Source organism: Saccharibacillus sacchari (assembly GCF_037722395.1).
Taxonomy (GTDB): Bacteria; Bacillota; Bacilli; order Paenibacillales; family Paenibacillaceae; genus Saccharibacillus; species Saccharibacillus sacchari_A.
This window is the reverse complement of the sequence record NZ_JBBKAR010000046.1, coordinates 160836-185726: the sequence shown is the minus strand read 5'-3', so window position 1 is coordinate 185726 and position 24891 is coordinate 160836. Positions and strand designations below refer to the sequence as shown.

Sequence of the window (24891 nt, the reverse complement as noted above, 5' to 3'; positions counted from 1 at the left end):
TAAATCCTTTTGAAGTCCGAGTCAACCGCGAATTTTGCTCCGACTCATCCAAAGTGCTATCGTAAAATCATACGAGAAGAGGGCTTTTTCCCATGACAACGAATATTCCGAACATCAAATTGAACGACGGGCTTGAGATTCCGGCGATCGGTCTTGGCACGTATTCCATGAATGGGTTTGCGGGCACGGAGTCGATCAAAAGCGGCATCGAAGCCGGCTATCGGCTGATCGACTCGGCGTTCAACTACGAAAACGAAGGCGCGGTCGGCCGGGCGGTACGCGAAGCTTCCGTTCCCCGCGAACAGCTGCGAGTCTGCTCGAAGCTGCCGGGACGCCATCATGCTTACGATCAAGCTCTGGTCACGATCGAAGAATCGCTGCTGCGGACCGGGCTGGATTATTTCGATATGTACATCGTCCATTGGCCGAATCCGAAGCAAGGCAAATACGTCGAAGCGTGGCAGGCCCTGATCGAAGCGAAAAAGCGCGGTTACGTGCGTTCGATCGGCGTCAGCAACTTTTTGCCGGAGCATCTGGACGTAATCGTGAACGAAACGGGCGTCGCGCCGAGCCTCAACCAGGTGGAGTTGCATCCGTATTTCGAACAGGCGCTTCAGCGCGAAGCCAACGCCAAGCACGGAACGGTCACCGAATCGTGGAGCCCGCTCGGACGCGGCAAAGGCGAAGGCGTGCTGGAAGATGCGGCGGTGAAAGCGATCGCGGCTGAATATGGCAAAACGCCGACCCAGGTGGTGCTTCGCTGGCATACCCAACTGGGCGCGATTCCGATTCCGAAAGCGGGTTCGTTGAAGCACCAGCAGGAGAATCTGGATATTTTCGATTTCGAACTGACGGCGGAGCAGATGCAGACGATCTCGGCGTTCAGCAAAGATAATCGGCGGTTATGGGGGCAAGATCCGGCGGAGTATGAGGAGTTTTGATGTTTTGAATATGGTGTATACTCGGAAAATCCAAGAATCGATCTTGGATTTTTTTTGTTTGAGAAAATTTAAAAGTTAACCAGATAGCCTTGAAACTTGAATCAACAATTACCGTACTCCTTATGATATCAATATTATCATTATTTAATTTTAGAATCGAAATTTGGAAAAGGAGGCTTTTTTATTATAGATCTCGTTTTTGAAAATGCACAAATGTTATTTAAGGCTTTCGTCTGTATTGTAGCCGTAGCGATTATGATGCAAGTCCTTCGTTTTTTCATCATCATTATTATTACTCCAAAAATGAAAGAGAGTTTATTGGAATTTAAGCATTCTTCAATTTTCGATCTTTTTTTAAAAGTTATTCTGCCTATAGGTCTTATAGTGATATTAGTTTCTATTCAGCAAAAGTTCTCATGGATTGATTTGGGTAAAGAAGAAAATCGGTTGTCTCTTGTTATTGCATTGCTTACTCTATATGGAATACTATACGCATTTATTCAATTTACTATCAGCTATGCTCAACAAAATAGTCAGGATCAGTATTGGGGAAGAAGCATAGCTAAAGGTCCGTTTATAAAAAGCTTGAATTTACAAGTTTTTAAATCAGAATTTTTTAGCTTTTTGTTAGGGTACGTTTCGATTTTTGTTTTGCTACAGGGAAGCTTGTCTTCTTTTGAATTTTTAGACTTTTTGCCAGATCGATTTCTGGAAAGTTTTTGGGAAGTAAGTTTCTTGATCGTTTTTTCTCTTTGCGTATATGTATTTATCAAAGGCCTTCAAGGTCTGCAAATGATGTTAATTATGCCTTTGGAAAAAAGACCGAAATTGTACAATGATATTGAAACGCAAGTGACTGCGCGATATATTAAATTGTTTAAAGATTGCCTGCGAGACGGGGACCAAAATTATTTTGTTGAAGTTCTATTTCAAGACATAGAGAAAATAGAGGCAAAAGAGAAGCATGTCATGTTGACACATATCATGGAAGGAATATTGGGATCCAATATTTTTTACAAAAAACCAGCAAGAAAGATACTTTGGTTCGAAGATAATGGGTACGCAAAAGAAATGAGAAAGACAGCTTCATTTGTTCTCAGATTGGAGCGCACTTTTTTTGAAAGAATCGAAAAATGTTCATTCTCTATTGAATTTAAAGACTTAGTAGGTTTGTATATTAAAAGTCATAAAATCGTAGATAATCTTTTAGAGCTTCAATTGCAAAGGGATAAAAACTTGAATTATTTCGCAGAATTAAAGGAAACATATCAGGACCATAGGAGAAACGTGTCTTCGAATAATTTCACTTATTTTGTTATTCCTTCGGCAGTTATAAATCAAATTAAGGTAATTGAAGAAATCGAATACCTTCATGAACAAATGAAAAAGACAAAGGGCTATAAAATTTTCTTGAAACTTTGTGGTGTTGAAGATTCCAAATTAAACGAGCAAGAAAATGAATTTTTAGAAGCTTATAAAGAGTATTGGTGTTCGATTTTACAAGCCTATCAGCCTTATGTTGATGAACTGACCTCTCAAAGATATAATTTTTTGTTTTCGCGATGGGATGATGATCCTTATTCAAGAAATGCTGAAAAAGACAAGGAGAACGAAGAATACAGGTTTTTGAAAGAAGAAACGTATTGGTTTGCTATAGATTTAGCTCCTTCTTCAGCAAATAAAAAATATATCTCATTCCTTATGAATAAGTTGGGGTACGCTTACAAAGTATCTATGATTTTTAATCATATGTTATACACTGAATCTAATTGGGGTTGGAAGAAGGAAGTTCTTTATTTTTATAAAATGATTCAAAGCCATACTTATAATGGATTGTTGAGAAATGATGAAAAAATGATTCTTTTTGTACATGAGAAAATTCAAAATAAACGTAGTAATATTGGGCATAGAATTGATTTAAATCTTGTTCAATGGATTTTTGATCATATTGCAATCGAGAAATTAAAGCCTACTATTTTAAAAGATTTAGCAGATGACTCTAGAAGAAAGTATATGTCGTATCCGTTATTACTAAAATTCAAATTTGTTTTTTTACAAAGTCGTAGTTATTTTTTCGATTTTTATAAAGAAGTTGAACATTATACATTTGAACAGAGTGATTATGTAGAAGATTGGAGAATATCTACCTTATGCGAGCTGATTGAAACTCCGGATCTATTAAAAGAAGGATTCTTTAAACAACATATTTATCAGCTTTGCAAAAGAGATTCTTTTAACTTTTCTCTTATCGATTTAAATCGAAGTTTTGAGGTTTTTTACATTAATCCGCATTTGAATGTATCTGTAGAAAATTTTGAAGATATCATTCATACTTTCGCTGGAGATGGAATTATTGAATTTTTAATTTTGAATTTGCACAAAGAAAACTATTTTTATTTAATGCATGGCCAAAACAGATTAGACTTCAGAGAAAAAATCGAAAGAATTATAGATCGCAAAGGATTATCAGTTAGAGATTATGTTCAAGAAATCACTAACCGGGCTCGTGAAATATCCGATGTTCGAGTAATGTCTCCGCGTATTACTTTTATTATCGAAAAAAAGTTAGAAACCATTCTTTATGGTCATGTGTAACCCAACCCCGCTCCCCTCCGTATAACCCGTTAACGATTCACACCACGACTAAAACCTAAGGGGAATGACTATGAGTTTGCCATCATCGATCGAACAGCCCGAATTCGAGCGAACGCCGGAAACGTTGGAAGAGCGGGCACGCGAAGCGTATCGAAGGTCGGAGTTGCGCGCGGAACAGTATTTGCAGGAATTGACGGAGCGCGTGCGGAGCGGAAGGTATGCGGACGAGTTGACGGAAGATTTTCGCGTGTGGAAAAGAAGCCATATCCGCCCGTGGCCTGCGCGACTGTTCGGCGGCCGATCCGGCTCGCAGCCGCGTGATTACGATCGTTATATCCAGTGGATGGACCACGCGGGCAAGCTGGACGATTATCTGGAACGCAGCGTGTCGTATTTGTACCTGCGGGATTTGGGACACGCGCTGGACAACGCCGATACGCAAAGCCGCGTTCGGCGGACGGCGGGCAGTCTCAAGCGTTCGCTTCTGAACGGGGAGCGCCACGAAGGCATGCCGACGGACGGGTTCGATACGGCCGGACTGTACCGCTGGGGCCAGCAGGAGCATATCGAAGACACGGTCATCTGGATGATCGCCAAAATGAAGCGCGTGTCCGAGAACATCCCGGAAGGCATGAACGCGGAACAAGCGCAACGCAAACTGCTGAAGATTATCGCGGGCGTGGTGCTGCATGCTCGGGAAGAGATGGACGAGCAGACGCCGCAGGCAGAACGTTCGCGCCGGATGGACGAAGCGGTGCGGCTCGGCTATTCGTACGGACTTACGTATCCGTTCGTCGACGATCTGCTCGATTCGACGCTGCTCACCGGAGAAGAGAAAGCGAGTTACTCCGATCTGATCCGTAGCGCTTTGCTGACCGGGACCGTGCCGGAATGGGATGCGTGGAGCGGGGCGTTCGAAAGCGGCCATTCCGAGAACTTCGCGCTGATCCGCTATATTCACAGCGAGCTGGGCGAAGCGTTCGAGTATATCAAAGGACGGCAAGCGGGCGGAGGCGGCAGCGTCTTTTTCGAGCAGGCGTACGTCTTTTTCGAATCGCAAGACGTGGACCGGAACAAACGGCTGGACGCCGATACGTATACGGCCAGCCAACTGTACGTCCCCGTTATCCTCAAATCTTCCGGCTCCCGCCTGATCGCGCGTTCGGTCGGGCAAGCGGACGAAGACGGCGGCTTTGAGCGGAGAACGTTTTACTACGGGATCTACAACCAGCTTGCCGACGACTTCGCGGACCTGTTCGACGATCTGGATGCGGGAGCGGTGACGCCGTATACGTATTATTGGAAATACCGCGCCGGGCGCCCGGATTTGCCGAACCCGTTCGAGATGTACTGGGGCGTGATCGCGTATCTGATTCGGGAAGTGTACGGCGGCGATCCCAACACGCGGGAAGTGCTGCTCGACCGGGCGATCAACGGGTTGAAAAGAGCGCGTCAGCGATTGGGCATTCCTCGTTACGAAGAGCTGATGGATATGCTCACTTCGGGCATGCCGGAACTGAACGCGATCGTCCAGCAGATGGTGAACAAAGCCGAAGACGTCGAGTTTTTCGACAAGCTGCTGCGCGACCGGATGCTGACCGAGATGAAAAAGGACCGGGAAGACCGCGAACGGTTCCGTGCGCTGCTCGGCGAAGTTCGCGAAGAAGTCGACCAAGCGCTGCCGATCGCGAACGACTCGCCTGTTCCGTCTGTCGGGGACTCGCTGATCGAAGCGGCGAATTACAGTCTGGCAGGCTCTGGAAAAAGATTGCGGCCGGTTCTGGCGAGGTTGGTGGCGACGGAAGGCTACGGGTTGGATAAAAACGCCGTGCGCCCGATGCTTACGTCGCTGGAATATCTGCATACCGCCTCGCTGATCTTCGACGATCTTCCGTCGCAGGATAACGCGGATACGCGGCGGGGGCGTCAGACGCTGCATGCCCGTTACGACAGCGCGACGGCCGAATTATCGGGTCTGCTGCTGATCCAACAAGGCGTGCGCGAACAATCGTCTTTGCAAGGGTTTAAAGCCGAGACGGTATTGGCGCTCATGCACTACTCGGCGCGCAAAGCGGAAGAATTGTGCATGGGGCAGGCTTTGGATCTCAAATCGCGCGGACAGGAGCTGAGCCTGGAGCGGTTGAACGAGATTTGTTTTTACAAAACGGGCGTGGCGTTCGAAGCATGCCTCATCATGCCGGCGATGCTCGCGAACGCGCCGGAAGCCGAACTTGAGTCGATGAAAAAGTTCGCGTATCATGCGGGCATCGCGTTCCAGATTCGGGACGACCTGCTCGACGCGGAAGGCGAAGCGCTGAATCTCGGCAAACCGGCGGGACAGGACGAAGCCAACGGAAGTTCGACGTTCGTGACGGTACTGGGCCTCGGCGGCGCGAAGCGGGAGATGTGGAACCATTATTGCGAAGCGTCGGACGCGGTGCGGGAACTGCCGGAAAGTTTGCGGTTTTTGAAGCATTTGCTGGATTATTTGGTGCAACGGGAGCGATAAGACATCCATGCTGGAGGATTTTTCAGAAGAAGTCATGGCAGAAGTTTCATTAAAAAGAGCCGTTCAGTTCCCGACTGACGGCTTTTTTCGATGCGTAATCGAACATGTTATTTGTTTTCTTCCGCATAAGGTTCTCCAAGTGCTTCGTCATCTTCGGCGTAATACCACTGACGGTAGACAGGATCGGCGTTTTTTTCGTTGTTCGCGTGCAGTTCAAAGCGACTTAAGGATTCGGGATTTTCGGTGCGAAAAACAACGGAAAAGTTCGGATGTCCGCTCGAAAAATACTTGGCGATCTTCGGGCTTTGAATGATTTCTTCATCGAACTGATCGCTCATCAGAAACCGCCGACTGTCTTCAAAAAGGTTCTCTTTATCTTTTTCGTCAAGCGGCTCTTTGAACACATAGGTCATTCGGAAGGTCAAAGGTTCGAAGGCAAGCGTCATTTTTTCGATGGCAGGATAATCCTGCTTCACTTGCTCGCTGAAATCGTCTACTTGTTGGCCGGATATCGCGATTGTTTTGGAGCAGCCTGTCGTTAATGCAATCGTGATAAGAATGAGGGAAAGAAGTCCGAGTGCTTGGATCCAGGAACGGCGCATACGCGATCCTCCTTACTTATTTAAAATACATGAATCCGCCTCCGAGGGATTTGAGCCTTGTTATAGCTTCGAAGTGTGTTCTGTAATTGATGCTTCTACGGTCTCCCCACGTCGAAACGGCAATCCACCGATTATCGTTGACGTCTCTGTAATACTTTGTAATCGTCATCCAGTGCCATTCATACTCATAATCCGTAAATTTGGACAGATTTAACGTTGCGACCGGAGAATTGAGGCTTAACCCTTTTTTGATATAGGCGGCGGTATTATCTAAAGTGAAGGCCGAATTGTCGCGAACACCGGAAAGCTGTACGTTTTTGTCTTTTGCGTATTTCTCGATGCTGGATGCGAAATCGTGTACGGAAGTTTCTCCGAAAGCGCCTGGATTGATGTAACTGTACATGACATCCATGTGAGCCATAAAATCGCTTTTGGAAGTAGCGACTCCGCTGTATAAGTTGCGATAAGCAGAAGGGTTAGTGATCTTAGCCAGATAAGTCGTTAAATTGGCTGCTGCAACAGGACCGCACCCTCTGTCATATTTAGTCGGATTGACAGGTTTCCACCAACCTTGATCTCCTCCATAACTGTAAGTACCCGAACCGAGATCCACCGGAACGAACCTTTGCTGACTGGCCTCGACCGTAAGCGCATAATCTTCTTTCGTTACGGCTGCCGCTGCCATAAGAGAATTTGTATTCGAACCTTCATCCAGAACTCGCTGCATCCGCTGTTCGTTTTGAGGAGTTTTTAATTCTTGATACTGTTGTTGCAGTTGAAGCTTTTGTTCATTGACCGCTTGGGTTACGTCTTCGACCGATTCGAAATCGTCTTCCAACTGAAGATATCGTTCTTCTTGTCCCTGATCCGCTTGAATCATATACGTCATCGGAGGAACGAAAACAAGCTTGGACGAAGTGCTTTTATCGAAAAAAGCGATCGAAGGGGGCGATAGGCGATCGCGAATCAATTGTACGACTTGATCGTCAATAAAAATATCATAAGCATCATAACTATCTCGCAACGCTCCAATCGAGATGTAACCGATTTCCTCATTGTTTGAAAGCAAAGGAACCATATACGCAATCACATTGTTTTCCAAATCATATAGCGGAATTTGATTGGAGGAAGGAGTCAGGGTCAGGCCTTTCGTTTGCCAATCATCTTTGAGGTAGCCATTGATATGCATATCGGCAATCTTAAGAATTTCTTCCGGGGTCAAAGCGTTGTTTAAGATAGCGGCAGAGCTTTCAACACCTGACTGCAAACCTTTTGAATCAAGCTGTTCTGCATAAGAAGCGTTGATGCTTGAAGATAAAACAAGCATGGATAAGGCCAAACCTATCAATACTTTTTTTAAAAGAAACATTAAAGCACTCCCTCTACATTTATTTTTGGTTCTTTATATAAAAGAAACGTTTCAAATCTTTTTTCGTTTTGGAAAAATTTATTTTCAATCGTTTTTCGATCCTCCAATGATAGAATCCTCGCTCGCGCTTCGTATTATACAATGTCGGTATCGACATCGGCACAAGGAAGGAGACGTGCGTCGGGTGGAACAAGAGCAAGAGCATAGAAGAGATGAATGGGAACAAAAAATCGTACAGCGTATCCGCAATAGGGACGAGCAGGCGCTCCGCGAAATGATCGACCATTACGGCGGACTGCTGAAAGCGATCGTATACCGGCATCTGCCCGGCAGTTTGCAAGATCGCGAGGAGTGTCTGGACGATGTGCTGATTGCGGTATGGAATCATATTGCATCGTTTGATCAGGAGCGGAATTCCTTTAAGCAGTGGATCGCGGCCGTCGCGAAATATCGGGCAATTGACTACAGACGCAGATGGGTCAAAGAAAACGAGCGGCGCGCGGCAGGAGAACCGGATACGCATAGGCTGCACGATACCCGGCACGACGAAGCTTCGCTTCGCAGCGAAACGGATGAGGTATTGGCGCATTTGCCGGAGCAAGAACGCAGGCTGTTCGAGCAGTATTATCTGGACGGCGTGCCGGTTCGGGAAATAGCGCAGGAACATCAGGTCAAAGAATCCTGGATTCATAACAAACTTTCGCGCGGAAGAAAAAAATTGAAAAAGATCGGGATCTCGCGAAACGGGGTGGAACACGAATGAGCTTATACGACGAATTGAATGATTTGCGGATAGATCTGGCGGAATACGAAGCGGAAGCGTTGACGGAACAGCAGCGAAGCGATTGGGAAAGCCGGGTCAAAAGCAAACTGCATGCCGACGCAAAAACGTTCGAAAAAAGAAAATGGAGCCAAGCTGGGTGGCTGGTTCCGGCTGTAGCCGCGCTGCTGCTTGTGATCGGAGCGACGTTGCCGTCCGGTCAGGAAGCGATGGCCAGGCTGCCGTTCATGGCGGGACTGATCGAGCGCTTCACAGGTCAGGGAGACGGAGTGGATTACTCGCCTTACAAGACGCAAATCGGAGAAACGAGGGTCAACGAATACGGGGAATTGACGTTGAAAGAATTGATTATGGATACGGATCAATTGATGATCGCGTTGACGTTCAAGCCGGCGGAAGGCGTTCATTTTAACGGAAACGTCTATTTGAACGAGCACATCGAGATCAACGGCATAACGGACGGCGTGCTGATGCAGAGCCACAAAAGCGTCAAAGAAGCGGACGGAACCTACACGATTTACGAAGATCTTGCGGTCCGGGAAATGCCGGAAAGCGAAAATATCCGCATCTTCATGCGGTACGACCGGATTTTTACAAACAGTAGCGCTTCGCCTTTGATCAAGCTGGACGATCCGTGGATTTTTGAAGTCGATACGTCGCGTCAAGCGATTCTAAGCGATACCGAAACCGTCGGCATGGACAAAAAGGCAACGTTGGTCAACGGCGAGCAGATCCTTATAAAAAAAGTCGTCGTCAGTCCGGTATCCACGCGCGTCTATTTCCAAGTCCTCAAAGAAGCCGCTGCGGATTCGGACTATACGATGTACGGATTCCGGCTGATCGCCGAAAGCGGTAAAGAAGTCGAACAAATCGATTCTTCGGGGGGATCGGACACGTATTCGTATTCCCGTTTTCCCAAAATCGACTTGCAAAGCGAAAAGTACACGCTGATTCCTTACGATTTTGCGAAAAACAAAGAGTTGAGCGAAGGCATCCCGATCAAACGACGCCTTTTCGCCGATCCGCTCGGCGTCTCGAATCGAATCGAAAAAAATTAACGCCGAAAAACCTTGCCGGGGCAAACCCGAGCAAGGTTTTTTCGCGAACAAACGGGTCAGGCTCGTATCCGTGATTCTGCGGGAACGAGCGCTTTGTGAAGCACGGGGGAAGAAAGCGAGATCAGCGTTTTGAAATGCCCGTAAGGCATAGCCTCGTTTTCGAAAATTTCGATTTCGCGATTGGATTCGACCGCGATTTTGATCAGGTAACACGCTTCGCCTGTCACGCGGTGGCACTCGACGACTCTCGGGTTTTGGCGGCAAAACTCCACGAACTCGGTACATTGGAGCGTACTGAACAAAATAAAAGCGGTCGTCGGTTTGCCGATCTTTTCGCCCGACAACACCGTTCGATACTGTTCGATCACTCCTTGTTCTTCCAACCGCCGAACGCGCTCCGTCACGGCGGGTTGCGATAAGCCTACGCGTTTTCCCAGTTCCGTCATCGACAAGCGCGCGTCTTCCTGCAACTGAACCAGTATTTCTTTATCCACGTTATCCATGCCGCACCTCCTCTTCGCAACCAATCTAGCTTTTCTTGCAGACAGTCAGAAAAATTCTAACGATTTACGGTATAAACGTCAATTATGCGGATACACTTTTATTTTTAATTTATTATGAACAAAAAACCTTGCTTTTACAGCTTTCAAGGCGTATATACAGTGAGTTTGCCATGTAAAAGCAAGGTGGGATTATCTAAAATGAACAAGCACGAATATTGAAGGAAAGGCGTGAAAACATGAGAGTCCGATTGCCCGAAAAATGGGAAGAAACCCCGGCATCGAAAAAAACGTCTCCCGCGGATCGATTGCCCTGGATCAATTTGGCGGCGCTGGCGTTGGCAGGATTTCTGGCTATCATGGCCGAAGCTGTCCCAGCAGGATTATTGATTCCGATAGGAGCCGATCTACGCATTTCAAAAGGCGGGGCAGGACAACTCGTTACCGCTTACGCGCTCGGATCGCTGCTGTGCGCCATTCCGATCATGCGAGCCGCGTCGGCCTGGGATCGAAAAAAGCTGCTTATGTTAGGAATGTTCGTTTTATCCGCGGCAAATGCCGTCACGGCCTTGTCTTCTTCTTATGCCGTCATTTTGGCAGCGCGTTTTTGCGCGGGCGTCGCGGCTGCTTTGTTATGGGGAATGCTTGCCGGCTATACCCGATTCATGGTCGCCGAGCATTTGCGCGGCCGTGCGCTAGCTGTCGCGATGAGCGGCACGCCGTTGGCACTCGCGTTCGGCGTACCGCTCGGAACGTTCATCGGAGGATTATGGGGTTGGCGCGCGGTGTTCGGCATTATTTCGCTGATCGCGCTGCTGCTTGCCGCATGGATAAGCCGGAAGTTTGCTTCGGTACCGGGACAGCCCTCGAATGCTCCGCTATCGCTCCGTCAGGCTTTCGTCACGCCCGGCGTTCGTCCGATATTGATCACGGTCGTCGCTTGGATGCTGGCGCATAATATTTTGTATACCTATATCGCTCCTTACCTGGCTTTGTCCGGGCTGGACGGCCGCGTGGACCGGCTGCTGCTGCTGTTCGGCTCTTGCGCGATACTCGGAATCTGGCTGATCGGGATAGGCATCGACCGAAGATTGCGGCAGCTTGTCCTGTCGAGTTTGGCGGGATTTGCTTTATCGGCTCTCGCGCTCGGTATTTGGTCCGATCGTCCCGTCGTCGTGAGCGTCGCGATTGCGGCATGGGGAATCACGTTCGGCGGAGCGGCCACGTTACTGCAAACGGCAGCCGCGGAAGCGGCCGGCTCTGCGGTCGATCTGGTCCAAGCCATGTTGGTTACGGCTTGGAATCTGGCAATCGGAAGCGGCGGAGTCGTCGGGGCGCTGCTGCTGCAAACCGGCGGGGCAGAGCGGCTTCCGACGGTTTGCGTACTCGTCGCGCTCGGCGGTTTGCTGACGGCCGCGACAGCGCGAACACACGGTTTTCCGCTTCGGTCGAAGGGATAAAGCTTTACTTCATCCCCTTTTATTCTTTATAGTGGAGAAAGATGCGCGGTGTGCTCCTGAACTTTACGAAATGGTTTTCGGAAAGCGCGATCAACGATAATTCGGATCGACGCACACAAAGAAACATACGCGTGCCGGAAACACCACACACACAGAATTCGGGAGGGAATATTTTGAGCCAAACAAATGTCGGAGGACCTCTGAAAGGCTTTGCGGAATTCAGCAGAAAGGTAGCCGCTCAAGGCGCCGTGCTGCTTCAAAACGAAAACGAGGCGCTGCCGATCCGGGAAAGCGAAAATGTCGCGATCTTCGGACGCGTGCAGCTTAACTATTACCGTAGCGGCACGGGATCGGGCGGCAGCGTGCATGTGTCGCATACGACCAATCTGCTGGACGGGCTGCGGAGCAAACCTTCGGTGCAAGTGAACGAAGAACTGGCGTCCGTGTACGCGAAATGGATCGAGGAAAACCCGTTCGACAACGGCGGAGGCGGCTGGGCGGCGGAACCGTGGCACCAGAAAGAAATGCCTTTGACGGACGAACGGGTCGCAAGCGCGCGCTCGAACTCGTCCAAAGCGATCGTCGTGATCGGCCGCACGGCGGGCGAAGACCAGGATAACGCGGACGCGCCGGGCAGCTACCGTTTGACGCCGGAAGAGTTGGATATGCTCACTCAAGTCACCAACCATTTCGAAAAAACGATCGTCGTCCTGAACGTCTCGAACATCGTGGACATGAGCTGGGTCAAAGAATCTTCGTACAAGCATCCGATCGCGGCGGTCGTCTATGCGTGGCACGGCGGAATGGAAGGCGGCAACGCGATCGCGGACGTGCTCTCCGGCGACGTGACGCCGAGCGGCAAGCTGACCGATACCATCGCGTATTCGATCGACGATTATCCGTCCACGGGCAACTACGGCAACGAATTCAGAAGCGCGTATGAAGAAGACATTTACGTCGGATATCGGTACTTCGAAACGTTTCTACCGGAAAAAGTTCAGTACGAATTCGGTTTCGGCTTGTCGTACACCACGTTCAGCCAAACGCCGGAAGCCGCAACCGCGATTCAAAAAGACGGCGCGGAATGGATCGAAGTCGGCGTAACGGTCACGAATACGGGCGATACGTTCGAAGGCAAAGAAGTCGTGCAATTGTATGTCGAAGCGCCTCAAGGACGTCTGGGACAACCGGTGCTGAAACTCGTCACGTTCGGCAAAACGAAATCGCTCAAACCGGGCGAATCGGAGCGTCTGACGTTGAGCTTCCCGGTCGACAAATTGGCTTCGTACGACGATTCCGGCGTGACGGGCCATGCGCACGCTTACGTGCTGGAAGAAGGCACGTACCTGCTGCATGTCGGTTCGAGCGCCAAGCAGACCGCGACGGTACAAGTGGACGGCGCCGACGGCTACATCGTGAACGAACTTCGCGTCGTGGCGCAGTTCGAAGAAGCGATGGCTCCGGTGGAAGAGTTTTCCCGTATCAAGCCGGGTACGCGCAACGAGAACGGCACGTACGAGCTGGTCAACGAAGGCGTGCCGACCCGCAAAGTGGACATGGCGCAGCGGATTCAAGATCGTTTGCCGAAATCGCTGGCCGAGACCGGAGACCGGGGCATCAAGCTTCAGGATGTCAAAAACGGTACGGCGTCGATGGACGACTTCGTGGCACAGCTTAGCAACGACGAATTGGCGACGCTGGTACGCGGCGAAGGCATGAGCAGCCCGCTCGTCACGTCAGGCACGGCGTCCGCGTTCGGCGGCGTCAGCGACGCGCTGCTCGGTTACGGCATTCCGGTCGCGTGTACGGCGGACGGCCCTTCCGGTATCCGGATGGACAGCGGCGGCCAGGCGACCCAAGTGTCGATCGGCACGCTGCTCGCGGCGACATGGGATACAGCACTCGTTGAAGAATTGTACGTGCTGGAAGGACAGGAGCTGCTGCTGAACAACGTGGACGCGCTGCTCGGACCGGGTCTGAACATCCGTCGCAGTCCGCTGAACGGACGCAACTTCGAATACTTCTCGGAAGATCCGATCATCTCGGGCGAATTTGCGGCAGCCTGCGTGCGCGGCATTATGAAAGGCGGCTCGAACGCGACGCTGAAGCATTTTGCCTGCAACAACCAAGAGCAGTATCGCAGCAAAGTCAACGCGGTCGTGTCCGAACGCGCTTTGCGCGAGATTTATCTGAAAGGCTTCGAGATCGCGGTCCGCGAAGGCGGCGCTAATTCGATCATGACTTCGTACAACCCGATCAACGGCCACTGGGCGGCGTCGAACTACGATCTCAATACGACGATTCTGCGCGGCGAATGGGGCTTCGACGGCATCGTCATGACCGACTGGTGGGCGATCATGAACGATTCGGTGAACGGCGGCGAAGCGGATCGCAAAAACACCAACTTCATGGTACGCGCGCAAAACGATCTGTACATGGTCGTGATGAACTACGGCGCGGAGACCAACATCTGGGGCGACAACACGATCGAATCATTGGAAAATGGTACGGTCACGCGCGGAGAACTGCAACGCAGCGCGAAAAATATTTGCAGCTTCATCATGAACGCTCCGGTCTTCTCCAGAGAACGCACGGAAGAGAAGATCGAGAAGTTCGCCGCTGACGTATCGCTGACTGCGACGGAAGCGGTCTCGATCGCCGCGGAAGGCGAAGCGACGCCGATCACCGACGGAATCGTCGCGTTGAACGTCGAGCAAGCAGGCGTTTACCGCGTCGCTGTCAACGTGATGTCGCCGGAGCCGGAACTCGCGCAAAGCGCCTGCAACCTGCTGCTGAACGGCAAAGTGCTGACCACCGTGCAGATGAACGGAACGCAAGGCCGTTGGCTGAAGCAGCGTCTGGTTACGATCGAGCTTGAAAAAGGCAGCTACAAACTCGAAGTCGAGTTCACGAAGCCGGGTCTGCAACTGGGCGCGGTGGAGTTTAAAGCAGTTTAACGGTTTAACAGGTTGAGTTGGATCAGATTTCGACTTTTGACTTATAAAGTCTAACGTTTAACTTCCGGCTTCTAGGCCGTGTACGCAAACTCAACGACGTGCATCTTGAGCTGTCTTTTCGCCCTCTTCGGCGTCATTTTCCTTTGATGTGCCCCGGCACACCTTCAGAAAAATTCCTTGCTGAGAACGAAAATCCAGCTCAATCTGCTCCCGGCGGAGTTTGCGTACACGCCCTAATAACTTCTAACTTTTAAATTCTAATGTTTGTTTGAAACAGAATGCGTATTAAAAAACGACCTCTTTTTCCGCGTACATGCGGACTTTGGGGTCGTTTTTGATTTCCGGCTTTTTGAAAAGGGCATGGCGGCGTTGTTGCCGCAATCATTCCTGCCTTTAAGCAACAATTCGGAGCGAATTTCGCACAAACTCGCATCATTCCTGCATATGAGCAACAATTTCGGCCCAAACAGGTCTATTTTATAGATTTCGCGCGCAATTGTTGCTTTTTCGCAGGAATGATCAGTCGATCGACCTGAAGCTCTCTGCATTCTTGCTCGCTAGTCGCTAGTGCAGCCCCGTCCCGCCTGTCAGATAGCGGTCGACCTCCCGCGCAGCTTCGCGGCCTTCGCGGATCGCCCAGGCCACCAGGCTTTGCCCGCGGCGCATATCGCCCGCCGCAAAGATGCCTTCGGCGCTGGTGGCGTACAAGAACGCCACTGGATCACTGCTGCCCGGCCCTCCCAGGCCGGCCGGGCTGGAAGACGCGCCGAATGGAAGGCGCGTCACTCCGCGTCCCGCTCCGCCTGCCTCGGCCGAGCTTGCGCCGAAGCTCGTCGCCCCGCGAGCCCGCCAAGCCGCCGCTTCGCCGCGGCTGGCCCATTCCCGGCCGTGCCCGCCGGTGTGCACGTTGGAGCGCGCATCGCTCTCCAACTCCAGCTGCTGAAGCAGCAGCTGCTCAGGCCCGGTGAAGCCAAGTGCCAGCAGTACCAGCTGCGCCGGGAATACTTCCTCGCTACCGGGCACTTCGTACGGCATCGGCCTGCCGTCAGGTCCGGATCGCCATTCGATCCGGACCGTCTGCACGCCGCAGACGGATTCGCCCGTCTCGCTCAGGAATCGCTTGGCGGACGTCATGTAACGCCGAGGGTCCTGACCCTGCACCGCTTCGGCTTCGCGCTGCCCGTAATCGGTTTTTTTTACCCGCGGATACTCGGGCCACGGATTGTCCGCAGGCCGCGCCGAAGGCGGCTCCGGCATAATCTCCAACTGCACGACGCTGCGGCAGCCCTGGCGCAGCGCCGTCGCCACGCAGTCCGTGCCCGTATCGCCGCCGCCGATCACGACCACGTCGCGTCCCGCGGCGGACAGTTCTTTTTTCGCTGTGAACGCGGAATAGCGTTCGCGATTCGTCGCGCCGTTATTGAGGTCGAGAGTCCGGCGGGTGGCCTGCTTCGCAGGGCCGTCGTCGTTCGTCCGTTTCTCGCCGCTATCGGCGTACGATCCGCTGTCGCTAAGCATCTTCTTCGTGCTTGCCGTCAAATAATCCATCGCCTGATGAATGCCATCCAATCCGCGCCCTTCGATCGTCAATTCCCGGGCCGCTGTCGCTCCGCCCGCCAACACGATCGCGTCATGATGCGCGCGAACCTGCCATACAGGGATATCCCGTCCCACTTCGGTATTGGTGACGAAAACGATCCCTTCCGCCTCCAGTAAATCCACCCGTCGTTGAACCGTCTTTTTTTCCAGCTTCATATTCGGAATCCCGTAGGTCAGCAATCCGCCGATCCGATCGGCCCGTTCGTAGACCGTTACCGTATGACCGGCTTTGTTCAACTGCGCGGCGCAAGCCAATCCGGCAGGACCGGAGCCGATCACGGCGACTTTCCGGCCTGTACGCCGCAGCGGCGGCTCGGGGACGATCCAGCCTTCTTCGAAGCCGCGGTCCACGATCGATTTTTCCAGCGACTTAATCGTTACCGGACTGCCGATCAGCCCGCCGGTACAGGAGCCTTCGCACGGAGCGGGACAGACCCGTCCGGTAAACTCCGGGAAATTATTTCGTTTATGCAGCCGATCCAGTGCATTTCGCCAATCGCCCCGAAACACCAGATCGTTCCACTCCGGAATCAGATTGTTGAGCGGGCAACCCGCGGCCATTCCCGACAAGATCCGTCCGGCGTGACAGTAGGGCGTGCCGCAATCCATGCAGCGTGCCGCTTGTTGGCGCAGATGCTCCCCGTCCATTTTTTCGGCAAACTCATTCCAATGTTCGATCCGTTCAAGTGCCCCGTCTTCGCTTGGCGTCACGCGTGAATAATCCAGAAAGCCCGTCGCTTTTCCCATATCTGCAAACCTCCGATGGATAGAGTCAAAGTATCTTCCGCGTCTGCCCGATGCTTCATTCATGCTGTAAAGGGAGAAAGGATGAGCCGGACATCGACCGTCAGTATTTTAAAATCAACCTTTCCGCTATTTTCTGCGCTCGCGCATTGTTTACCTATGAAATGTATTCAGATTATCAGTTGTATCCGTGAACCGTCATGAAGTAAGTCACGTTGAAGAGAATGGAAGTGATGAAATTTTGAGAATAAGTTCGTTTATACACGTATTGGATTTGAAACTTGCTGTTTAGGGCGTGTACGCAAACTCAGGCGACGTGCATCTTGAGCTGCCTTTTCGCCCTCCTCTACGTCACTTTCCCTTGACGTGCCCCGGCATGCCTTCGGAAAAGTTCCTTGATGAGAACGAAAATTCGGCAAAATCTGCTTCCATCGAGGTTTGAAGACACGCCCTAGAGAAAATAGATATGGATATACATTTAATTTCTCGATCTTATAGGTTTTTACGCGATCTTTCTTAAAATAAGTGTACGAGAGCACTTATTTCGATACCCTTTGCCGAACCAGGAGTTCGACGCCGCTGGATACGTTCACACCCTTGCGCATGGATCTGCTGGGTCCGTGAGTAGCTTTATAAGCCCGGACATAATCTCCCAAAAAACTTTTTTCAATATCGAAATGCGATAACGATTGATACGGATCGCGCGTTAATAGACGGGAGCAATCACAATCCAGATCAAATTCGGGAAAAAGAACAACGAAAAGAGGGTTTCACATGAACACCAAACAGACAAACAAACGAAAAAACACGACGATTATCGGCTTGAGTATCGGATTTCTGTTGTTCGGAGGAACGGCCGCAGCTTCTTCATCGGGGCTAATCGGACAAAAAGTGACGGCGCTGCTGGCGGTGGAGCGCGGCGGAACGCCGGTTGCCGAAGCGATCGCCGTGCAAGGCAAAGCTTATGTGCCGGTTCGCTCGTTGCAAGAAATCGCCGGCGTGAAATATTCGTTGACGGAAAACGGCACGATCAGCTTATCGGAGTCGCCGGATACGATCTCCGGGCAGCTCAAACAGCAAAAACTACGAGCGGAAAGTCTGAAGCGCAGTATAGAATCAACCGAGCAGTCGATCAACAAAGTGCGTATCTTGATGGGAGAAAAGCTCCAAGAGCCGGAAAATGAAACTACGCTTCAAACCGTGATCGACATGGAAAAAAGTCTGGCCGAGGATCATGCCGAGTATGATCGAACGCAAACGGTGATCTCGGTGCTTGAGCAATTGGAAGCCGAACGGAAATCGGCGAATCGTTAACGCTGTTCGATATTGATGTCAGGTAAAATCCCACTGCTTAATTTCGATTTGCAAAAGCCTTGCCAAACGGGGACGCCTCGCGCTTCCGGTTCAAGGCTTTTTTTGCGTATGTAATTTAGGGTTGAAGTTGTACGTACAACACGATATGATTAATCAAAGAATTATATATAACAAATTAATTAACTATTATATTAACTTAAATCAGAAATCTATTACTGATAGGAGAATATTCATGACCTCTTTCCGCGATCAACTCATTGCATGGTACAAGTTTGACGAGTCTTCGACGATCGGGCGGGACCATTCCGGCCGAGAGCAGGATGCGAGACCTTCAGGAAGTCAGCTTCCAGTCGTCTCTAACGTTGCGGGCCGACCTGCGGTAACGTTCGGCGGGGGCCGCAGCGGGTCCTCTTACCTGGAGCTGCCTAGCAATTTGCTCAAAGATGTAAGCGATCACACCGGGGTGACGGTAAGTGCCTGGGTTCGCTTTGACGCAGGCACCAGCGTGTGGGAACGGATATGCGACTTTGGCAAAAGCGAAGGTGCCGCTTCCTTGTTCCTGACCCGTGCCATGCGCGCAACGCTGTCCGCGAGCGGCGATCTGGTTGCCGATCCGGGACGCGGATTCGTGCGCGGCGAATGGATGCACGTGGCAATGAGCGTCATCGGGACGGAAGGCGGAACGCTCAGCAGCGCAGGTCCGATCGTGTACGTCAACGGCGAAGCGGCGGCCGACGGCTCGATCAGCCAGACGTCGAGCGGGAATTATGCGCAGCTCCGTCGTTGGTTCGATACTTTTGCGGAAGAAGGCAACTACACCCGCAACTATATCGGACGTTCGCAGTTTGCGGCGGACGATGATTTCGCGGGTTCGATCTCCGATTTCCGCGTTTACTCAGCAGGACTATCGGCCGACGAAGTGATCGAAGTCATGTGCGAATCGTTGACGGATGAAGAAATCGTACGCTTGGCGGCGGATAAGTATCTGGCGTTCCCGACAAGCATTTTGACTAGCGATGTGTCTTTGCCGACGTCTCTGATGGGTGGGAAAGTCGACGTGAGCTGGACCTCCGATCAACCGGAAGCCGTATCGGACGAAGGCAAAGTATGGCCGCAAGGCGTAGGAGAGCCGCAAGCCGCAACGTTAACCGCCATGTTAACCGTAGGCAACCGACAGGTGGAGCGCAGCTTCGACGTTTCCGTGCTTCCCGCCGAACTTCCGCCGTATACGATCACGGTGCACGGCGGCGAACAGATTGCAGGCGTGGTGGACGTTAGCGAAGTGATGTACGGACTTTTTTACGAGGATATCAACAATGCGGCCGACGGCGGAATTTATGCGGAAATGGTGCAAAACCGTTCGTTTGAAGCTTTCGAATTCGATACCTACTCCCATGCTTCCGGCGCTTGCGGCTGCTCGACCGGACGCAATCGCCAGCCGCTGCTGTGGTGGTACGGCGATATCGATCAGATGACGCCGCAGAATGCGGATACGCTCGGACAATTCCTCGGTTCCTCCGACCCGGACGTGAACAGCTATTATGTCACCGTAGCGGACGGCGCGACGATCTATAACCGAGGATTCAACGATACCAACGGCGGCTACGCAATGAATATCCGTCAGGGTGCCAAGTACGACTTCACGGTCTGGGCCAAAGCCGAGCAAGAAGGGGTTATCACGCTGCAACTGCAAGATCCGTCAGGCGAAGCCGCAAGTGAGATCGTTACCGTGAAGATCGAAGGCGGCGGTACGTGGAAAAAGTACGGCATCCCGTATCCGGCAGGCGGCGTTACGACTTCTACATTGGCGCTTACCGGTTCGCAAAACGTTCTCGGCCAGCTTGCGCTGACCTTCGAAGGCGAGATTTCGATCGAGCTGGTGTCGCTTACGCCGCGAGACGTATGGGGAGCGGACGAAGAACCGGATTCCCCGTCCGCGCACGCCAATTACGTCGGCAATCCCAACTACCGCCTGCGCCGCGATCTGGTCGAAGCACTGGCGGGTCTGCATCCGAAGTTCTTGCGTTTCCCCGGCGGCTGCATTTCCGAAGGTTCGTTTATTTGGGACAATGTGTACGATTGGAAAGACTCCGTGGACACGGTCGAGCTGCGCAAAGAAAACTTCAACGTCTGGGGCTATATGATGACGATGGGCCTCGGTTACATGGAGTATTTCCAATTGGCCGAAGACCTGAACGCGACTCCGCTTCCGGTCATGGCGTGCGGCGTGCTATGTCAGGCCCGTTCCGACTATGCGCATCCGGCTGGTGGCGAGCTGCGCGAAACGTACATCCAAAACTTCACGGATTTGATCGACTTCGCGATCAGCATGGACTTTGAAGGCAATGAATGGGCCGACATGCGCCGGAAAATGGGTCACGAAGCGCCGTTCGACCTGCGTTACCTGGGCGTGGGCAACGAGAACTGGGGCAACGAGTTTTTCGCCAACTTCGAAGTGTTCAAGACGCGGATCGACGAGTATATGGAAAAACACTACCCGGAGCATGAGCTATACGTCATCTCAACGGTTGGCGCGCAGGCCGACGACGACGCGTATCAACAAGGATGGAAGTTCCTGAGCGGCAATCTGGAAGGCTCGGCAGAGGTAGAGTTTGCGGATCGGGACAAGGTGATTGCGGAACAGGTGAGCTGGTACGCCAAGCAGCCGAATTACATGGACACGATCGCCGACGAGCATTATTACCGTTCGAACGATTATCTACTGAACAACGTCGATCGCTACAATTACTACTTCCGTGCGCAACAGGAGGACGGCAGTATCGATTGGCGCGAGACTTCGAAAGTATTCGTCGGCGAATACGCGTCCACGGATAAAAATACGCTGGCGGGCGCGGTGGCGGAAGCGGCGATCATGACCGGATTCGAAAACAACGCGGACGTCGTGCGTCTGGCCGCTTACGCGCCGCTGTTCAACAAAGTGCTGACCGACGGCACCTACCGCTGGACGCCGGACTGCATCTGGTTCGACGACGAAAGCGTCTGGTTCACGCCGAACTATTACGTGCAGCAGATGTACGCGAAATACCTGGGCGACAAGGTGCTGCCGACCTCGTTCTCGACATACCGTGGCGGCAAGCCGACAGATCTGATTCCTCGCGGAGGGATCGAGATTGCGGCGGAAGACGCGGAGATCGCGGTGAAAAGCGTGAAAGTGATTTCGAACGCCGACGGCAAAGTGCTGTTGGATTTTGATTTCAGGGAAAACGTGTTCGATACGGGCAGTTCGAATGCGCGCGAAGATTGGGAGACGCCGTGGGAATTGATCCCAGGGTCGGCCGACTATCGTATCACTGAAAAAGACGGTCTCATTTTGCGGGCGGAAGGAAGCGGATTGAGCGGCCTGTATCTGCTGAACCCGGAATGGACGAATTATACGGTAGAAGTGAACGCCAAGCGTCTGTCCGGTAACGGCGGTTTTTACGTCGGCGTCGGCCTGACCGACATCACGCCGGATAACAAAGACGTGCTGGAATACGCGATTGGCTACGGCGGCAGCGCAACTGGCGTGAAGGTGCACAAGCAGGGGATCGAAGGCTACACGCTCGGCGATTATTCATCCAGCACGGCAGCAGGCAATCTGCGCGCAGCCAGCTATGAAGCGCTTGAAGACGGCCGCGACTATGCCATCACCGTCAACTATGGCGGCCGCGACGGTCGTCATCTGATCTGCTCCTATGCCGATCCGGCAAGCGATTGGACCAGCAAAGTGCTGGATTACAAGCTGGAAGCCTACAACCGCGACGTCTTCCACTCGGTAACGGCAGATGCGCGGCATGTCTATATCAAGCTGGTGAACGCGGACGGCGTGGAGAAACAGACGCGTCTGAATCTCGATGGATTGAACCTCTCCGCCGAAGCCAAGCTCGTGACGCTGACAGGCGACGCTTCGCTGCTTAACGTGCCGAACGTGAATAAGAAAAACGCGGAGCAGGTTGTGCCGGTGGAGAGCGGGTTTATGCTTGAAGCCGCGACGTCAGGCCGCACGGCGGTGCTGAACCTGCCCGCGAATTCGGTGAGCGTGGCGGTGTTGGATCTTATCGGCTAAAAGGTCGGCGCCGGTGAGAGTTTTCCGCTAACCGGAATACGCGCGATAGAAGGTTAGGCAAGGTCGCGCGCAGAAATCCCGGCCGCTCCTCGGTTTTTCCTATATGATGTTCAAGCGCGTCAAAAAGAGCTGTCTCCGAGCCGGAACGCAACCCGGCGCGGGCAGCTCTTTTTCATGTATGTTGGACAGTCTGTTCCAGCTTAAATAAATGCTCAAATGCAACTAATTTGCTCGGATTCCGTCGTTTCGAACAAATAGGTGCGCAGATGCAACTAATTCCGGCTTTTTTCGCGATTTCGCGTTTGGGGCATCGAATAAGTGCATCTGCGCACTTATTTTCTTTTTCGCCCCGATTTTTCGCAAAATAATTGCAATTCCGCACTTGTTTCGTCGTCCTCATTTTCCCCGCTCTCGGAAAAAGACCTTTTTGGCTCCGGCGGCATCGTTTTGGGTTTCTTTTTCATATAAACGCGCTGGCCGAGACGTCCGAAATGTTGCTTCGTTTTGTTCCAGCGAGCCTTTTTCCTCTGCAAAACGGGATCTTGATCCTCATGCTCCCGAATCGCTTCCATCTCTTGTGCGTACAACTCCTCACTCTCGCTGGTCGAAGGAAGAAACGGCTCATGGTTGTAGTCGGTTCGGCGTCCGTAGCGCAGCATGTCGGATATGATCTTGCCGTTATTGGGCTTGCCGTTGGTGGTGCGCATCGGTACGATATCGAACAAGGCGTAATAAAACGCATAAAACACCAGCCGATCCCAAAACGTCTCCCGCCAGTCGATGATCCCGTTGGCCAGCAGCATATTGATCACGAACGCCAGCGTTAAATTCGCTAGGATCGGCCCCGCATACAGGCAGATATAAGCAAAGCGGCTTTCCCGTTTCAATTCGTCGTACGAGAACCAACTGTACAGATGATAATAGCGACGCACGTCGAGGATGCCGATTTTGAACAACCGCGGCCCGGAACCGAGCGTGATCCGCGGATTCACCGCACCGAACAACACACTGCCGAGCAGATACCCCGCTTCCCGGAAAAACACGACGACAGGCAAAATGATAAACGCCGATACGATCAACGAGAGCAGGTCGGACAGTCCGAACATCTTCTCCACTCCTTTTCGTGACAAAAGCTTGTATCCATAACCGGTCTAAAGGGTAAAATACCCGATCACCCATCTTATGAAAAAAAGTGCCGCACGATTCCGTCTGTTTTGTTCGCAAACGATGTTCAGATCGTTCGCGAATCAACGTTAGCGGTTCGGCAGCACTTTTTTCTTGTCACTTCAATCCCGACGAGCGCAGTAATCACATAAGCTGGGAATCTGCATATTCACCTGATCCATCCCGCCAACTTCCCACTCCGATCATACGCTCCACGATAAATTTCGGACGCGCTTTGGTTTCCAGATACGTTTTGCCGATATACTCGCCGATCACGCCGATGCCAAGCAATTGCAGCCCGCCGATCGCCCAGACCGAGATCGCGATCGTCGTCCAGCCCGGCACGGTGCGACCCGCGAAATGGAGAGACAGGAAGTATCCCAACATGACGAGACTCACCGCGAAAATCAAAAAGCCCAGCGTCGTGATCATCCGGATCGGCTTGATGCTGAACGAGGTTATGCCTTCGAGGGCGAACGACAGCATTTTTTTCAGCGGATACTTGGATTCTCCCGCGAACCGTTCGTTGCGTTCATATTCGACGACAGCGGACGGATAGCCGATCAACGGCACGATGCCGCGCAAAAACAGGTTCGTTTCGCCGAATTCGGCAAGTCCTTCCAGCGCGCGGCGGCTCATCAGGCGATAGTCCGCATGGTTGTAGACCAACTCGGCACCCATCAGACGCATCAGCTTGTAAAAGCTTTGGGCCGTCGTGCGCTTGAACCAGGAGTCCTTTTCCCGCATGCGGCGCACGCCGTACACGATGTCGAACCCTTCGTCATGCCGCGCAACGAATGCGTCGATCGCATCGATATCGTCCTGCAAGTCGGCATCGAGGGAAATGACGGCATCCGCATGTGCTTTGACCTGCATCAGACCGGCCAGCAGCGCATGCTGGTGTCCGCGATTGCGTGCCAGATGGATGCCTGCAAACAAAGCGTCCGACGCATGCAGCTGCTCGATTAGGGTCCAGGTCCCGTCCTTCGAGCCGTCGTTGACGAACACGATCCGGCTGTCGGAAGAGATGCGGCCGCTTTGGATAAGCATGTTCATTTTCTTCTTCAGTTGCTTGGCGGTCTCGCCCAGCACCTCCTCTTCGTTAAAGCAGGGAATGACCAGATACAGCTTATTCACGACGACTTCCTCCTGTGAGTGTTCCGTTTTTCGATCAATCTTGATCTCTTATCCACCACGGTACACCTCCGGCATCGTCCGTGCAACACAACCGA

15 protein-coding genes are annotated in these 24891 nt (G+C 51.9%); 9 read left to right on the top strand and 6 right to left on the bottom strand.

All coding sequences use genetic code 11. From position 1 onward, the window contains the following. Positions 1-92: 92 nt before the first annotated feature. From WKI47_RS18735 to WKI47_RS18725, 3 genes are all read left to right on the top strand, one after another. Positions 93-941 (top strand): aldo/keto reductase, encoded by an 849-nt coding sequence (locus WKI47_RS18735; RefSeq protein ID WP_340228697.1) that lies wholly within the window; start codon positions 93-95, stop codon positions 939-941. A 318-nt stretch (positions 942-1259) separates the two neighbouring features. Further along, entirely contained in the window at positions 1260-3536 is a 2277-nt protein-coding gene (locus WKI47_RS18730) for a hypothetical protein (protein WP_340228696.1), read from the top strand. A 70-nt stretch (positions 3537-3606) separates the two neighbouring features. Next, complete coding sequence (locus WKI47_RS18725; protein WP_340228695.1) at positions 3607-6045, top strand: polyprenyl synthetase family protein; 2439 nt, start codon at positions 3607-3609, stop codon at positions 6043-6045. Positions 6046-6152: 107 nt separating this feature from the next. Here the strand turns inward: WKI47_RS18725 and WKI47_RS18720 are convergent, their stop codons facing one another. Both WKI47_RS18720 and WKI47_RS18715 read right to left on the bottom strand, forming a co-directional pair. Beyond that, complete coding sequence (locus WKI47_RS18720; RefSeq protein ID WP_340228694.1) at positions 6153-6647, bottom strand: hypothetical protein; 495 nt, start codon at positions 6645-6647, stop codon at positions 6153-6155. A gap of 16 nt (positions 6648-6663) precedes the next feature. Beyond that, positions 6664-8016: a hypothetical protein gene (locus WKI47_RS18715; protein WP_340228693.1), complete on the bottom strand. Its 1353-nt coding sequence runs from the start codon at positions 8014-8016 to the stop codon at positions 6664-6666. Positions 8017-8200: 184 nt separating this feature from the next. Here WKI47_RS18715 and WKI47_RS18710 point away from each other — a divergent pair, with 184 nt between their 5' ends. Together WKI47_RS18710 and WKI47_RS18705 are read left to right on the top strand one after the other, a co-directional pair. After that, complete coding sequence (locus tag WKI47_RS18710; RefSeq protein ID WP_340228692.1) at positions 8201-8779, top strand: sigma-70 family RNA polymerase sigma factor; 579 nt, start codon at positions 8201-8203, stop codon at positions 8777-8779. Beyond that, entirely contained in the window at positions 8776-9855 is a 1080-nt protein-coding gene (locus tag WKI47_RS18705) for a DUF4179 domain-containing protein (RefSeq protein WP_340228691.1), read from the top strand. The genes WKI47_RS18710 and WKI47_RS18705 overlap by 4 nt, the downstream gene beginning before the upstream one ends. 56 nt (positions 9856-9911) lie before the next feature. On the opposite strand, the gene WKI47_RS18700 is transcribed toward WKI47_RS18705, so the two are convergent. Continuing rightward, the gene (locus WKI47_RS18700; protein ID WP_340228690.1) at positions 9912-10358 is read right to left on the bottom strand and encodes an Lrp/AsnC family transcriptional regulator; all 447 of its coding nucleotides are present in this window, start codon (positions 10356-10358) and stop codon (positions 9912-9914) included. Between the two features lie 236 nt (positions 10359-10594). Between WKI47_RS18700 and WKI47_RS18695 the strand changes: the two genes are divergently transcribed. Then, a complete protein-coding gene (locus tag WKI47_RS18695) occupies positions 10595-11815 on the top strand; it encodes an MFS transporter (protein ID WP_340228689.1) in 1221 nt (406 codons plus the stop codon). Between the two features lie 173 nt (positions 11816-11988). Beyond that, positions 11989-14772, top strand: a complete 2784-nt coding sequence (locus WKI47_RS18690; RefSeq protein WP_340228688.1) for a glycoside hydrolase family 3 C-terminal domain-containing protein — start codon at positions 11989-11991, stop codon at positions 14770-14772. A gap of 564 nt (positions 14773-15336) precedes the next feature. On the opposite strand, the gene WKI47_RS18685 is transcribed toward WKI47_RS18690, so the two are convergent. Next, a complete protein-coding gene (locus WKI47_RS18685) occupies positions 15337-17118 on the bottom strand; it encodes a glutamate synthase subunit beta (RefSeq protein WP_340228687.1) in 1782 nt (593 codons plus the stop codon). Positions 17119-17889: 771 nt separating this feature from the next. On the opposite strand from WKI47_RS18685, the gene WKI47_RS18680 reads away from it, so the two are divergent. Together WKI47_RS18680 and WKI47_RS18675 are read left to right on the top strand one after the other, a co-directional pair. Beyond that, positions 17890-18429 carry a hypothetical protein gene (locus WKI47_RS18680; RefSeq protein ID WP_340228686.1) on the top strand — a complete coding sequence of 180 codons (540 nt, stop codon included), beginning with the start codon at positions 17890-17892 and terminating at the stop codon, positions 18427-18429. A 232-nt stretch (positions 18430-18661) separates the two neighbouring features. Further along, positions 18662-22495, top strand: a complete 3834-nt coding sequence (locus WKI47_RS18675) for an alpha-L-arabinofuranosidase C-terminal domain-containing protein (RefSeq protein ID WP_340228685.1) — start codon at positions 18662-18664, stop codon at positions 22493-22495. 332 nt (positions 22496-22827) lie between these two features. On the opposite strand, the gene WKI47_RS18670 is transcribed toward WKI47_RS18675, so the two are convergent. Together WKI47_RS18670 and WKI47_RS18665 are read right to left on the bottom strand one after the other, a co-directional pair. After that, positions 22828-23601: a hypothetical protein gene (locus WKI47_RS18670; protein ID WP_340228684.1), complete on the bottom strand. Its 774-nt coding sequence runs from the start codon at positions 23599-23601 to the stop codon at positions 22828-22830. Positions 23602-23803: 202 nt separating this feature from the next. Continuing rightward, the gene (locus WKI47_RS18665; protein ID WP_340228683.1) at positions 23804-24796 is read right to left on the bottom strand and encodes a glycosyltransferase family 2 protein; all 993 of its coding nucleotides are present in this window, start codon (positions 24794-24796) and stop codon (positions 23804-23806) included. Positions 24797-24891 lie beyond the last annotated feature (95 nt).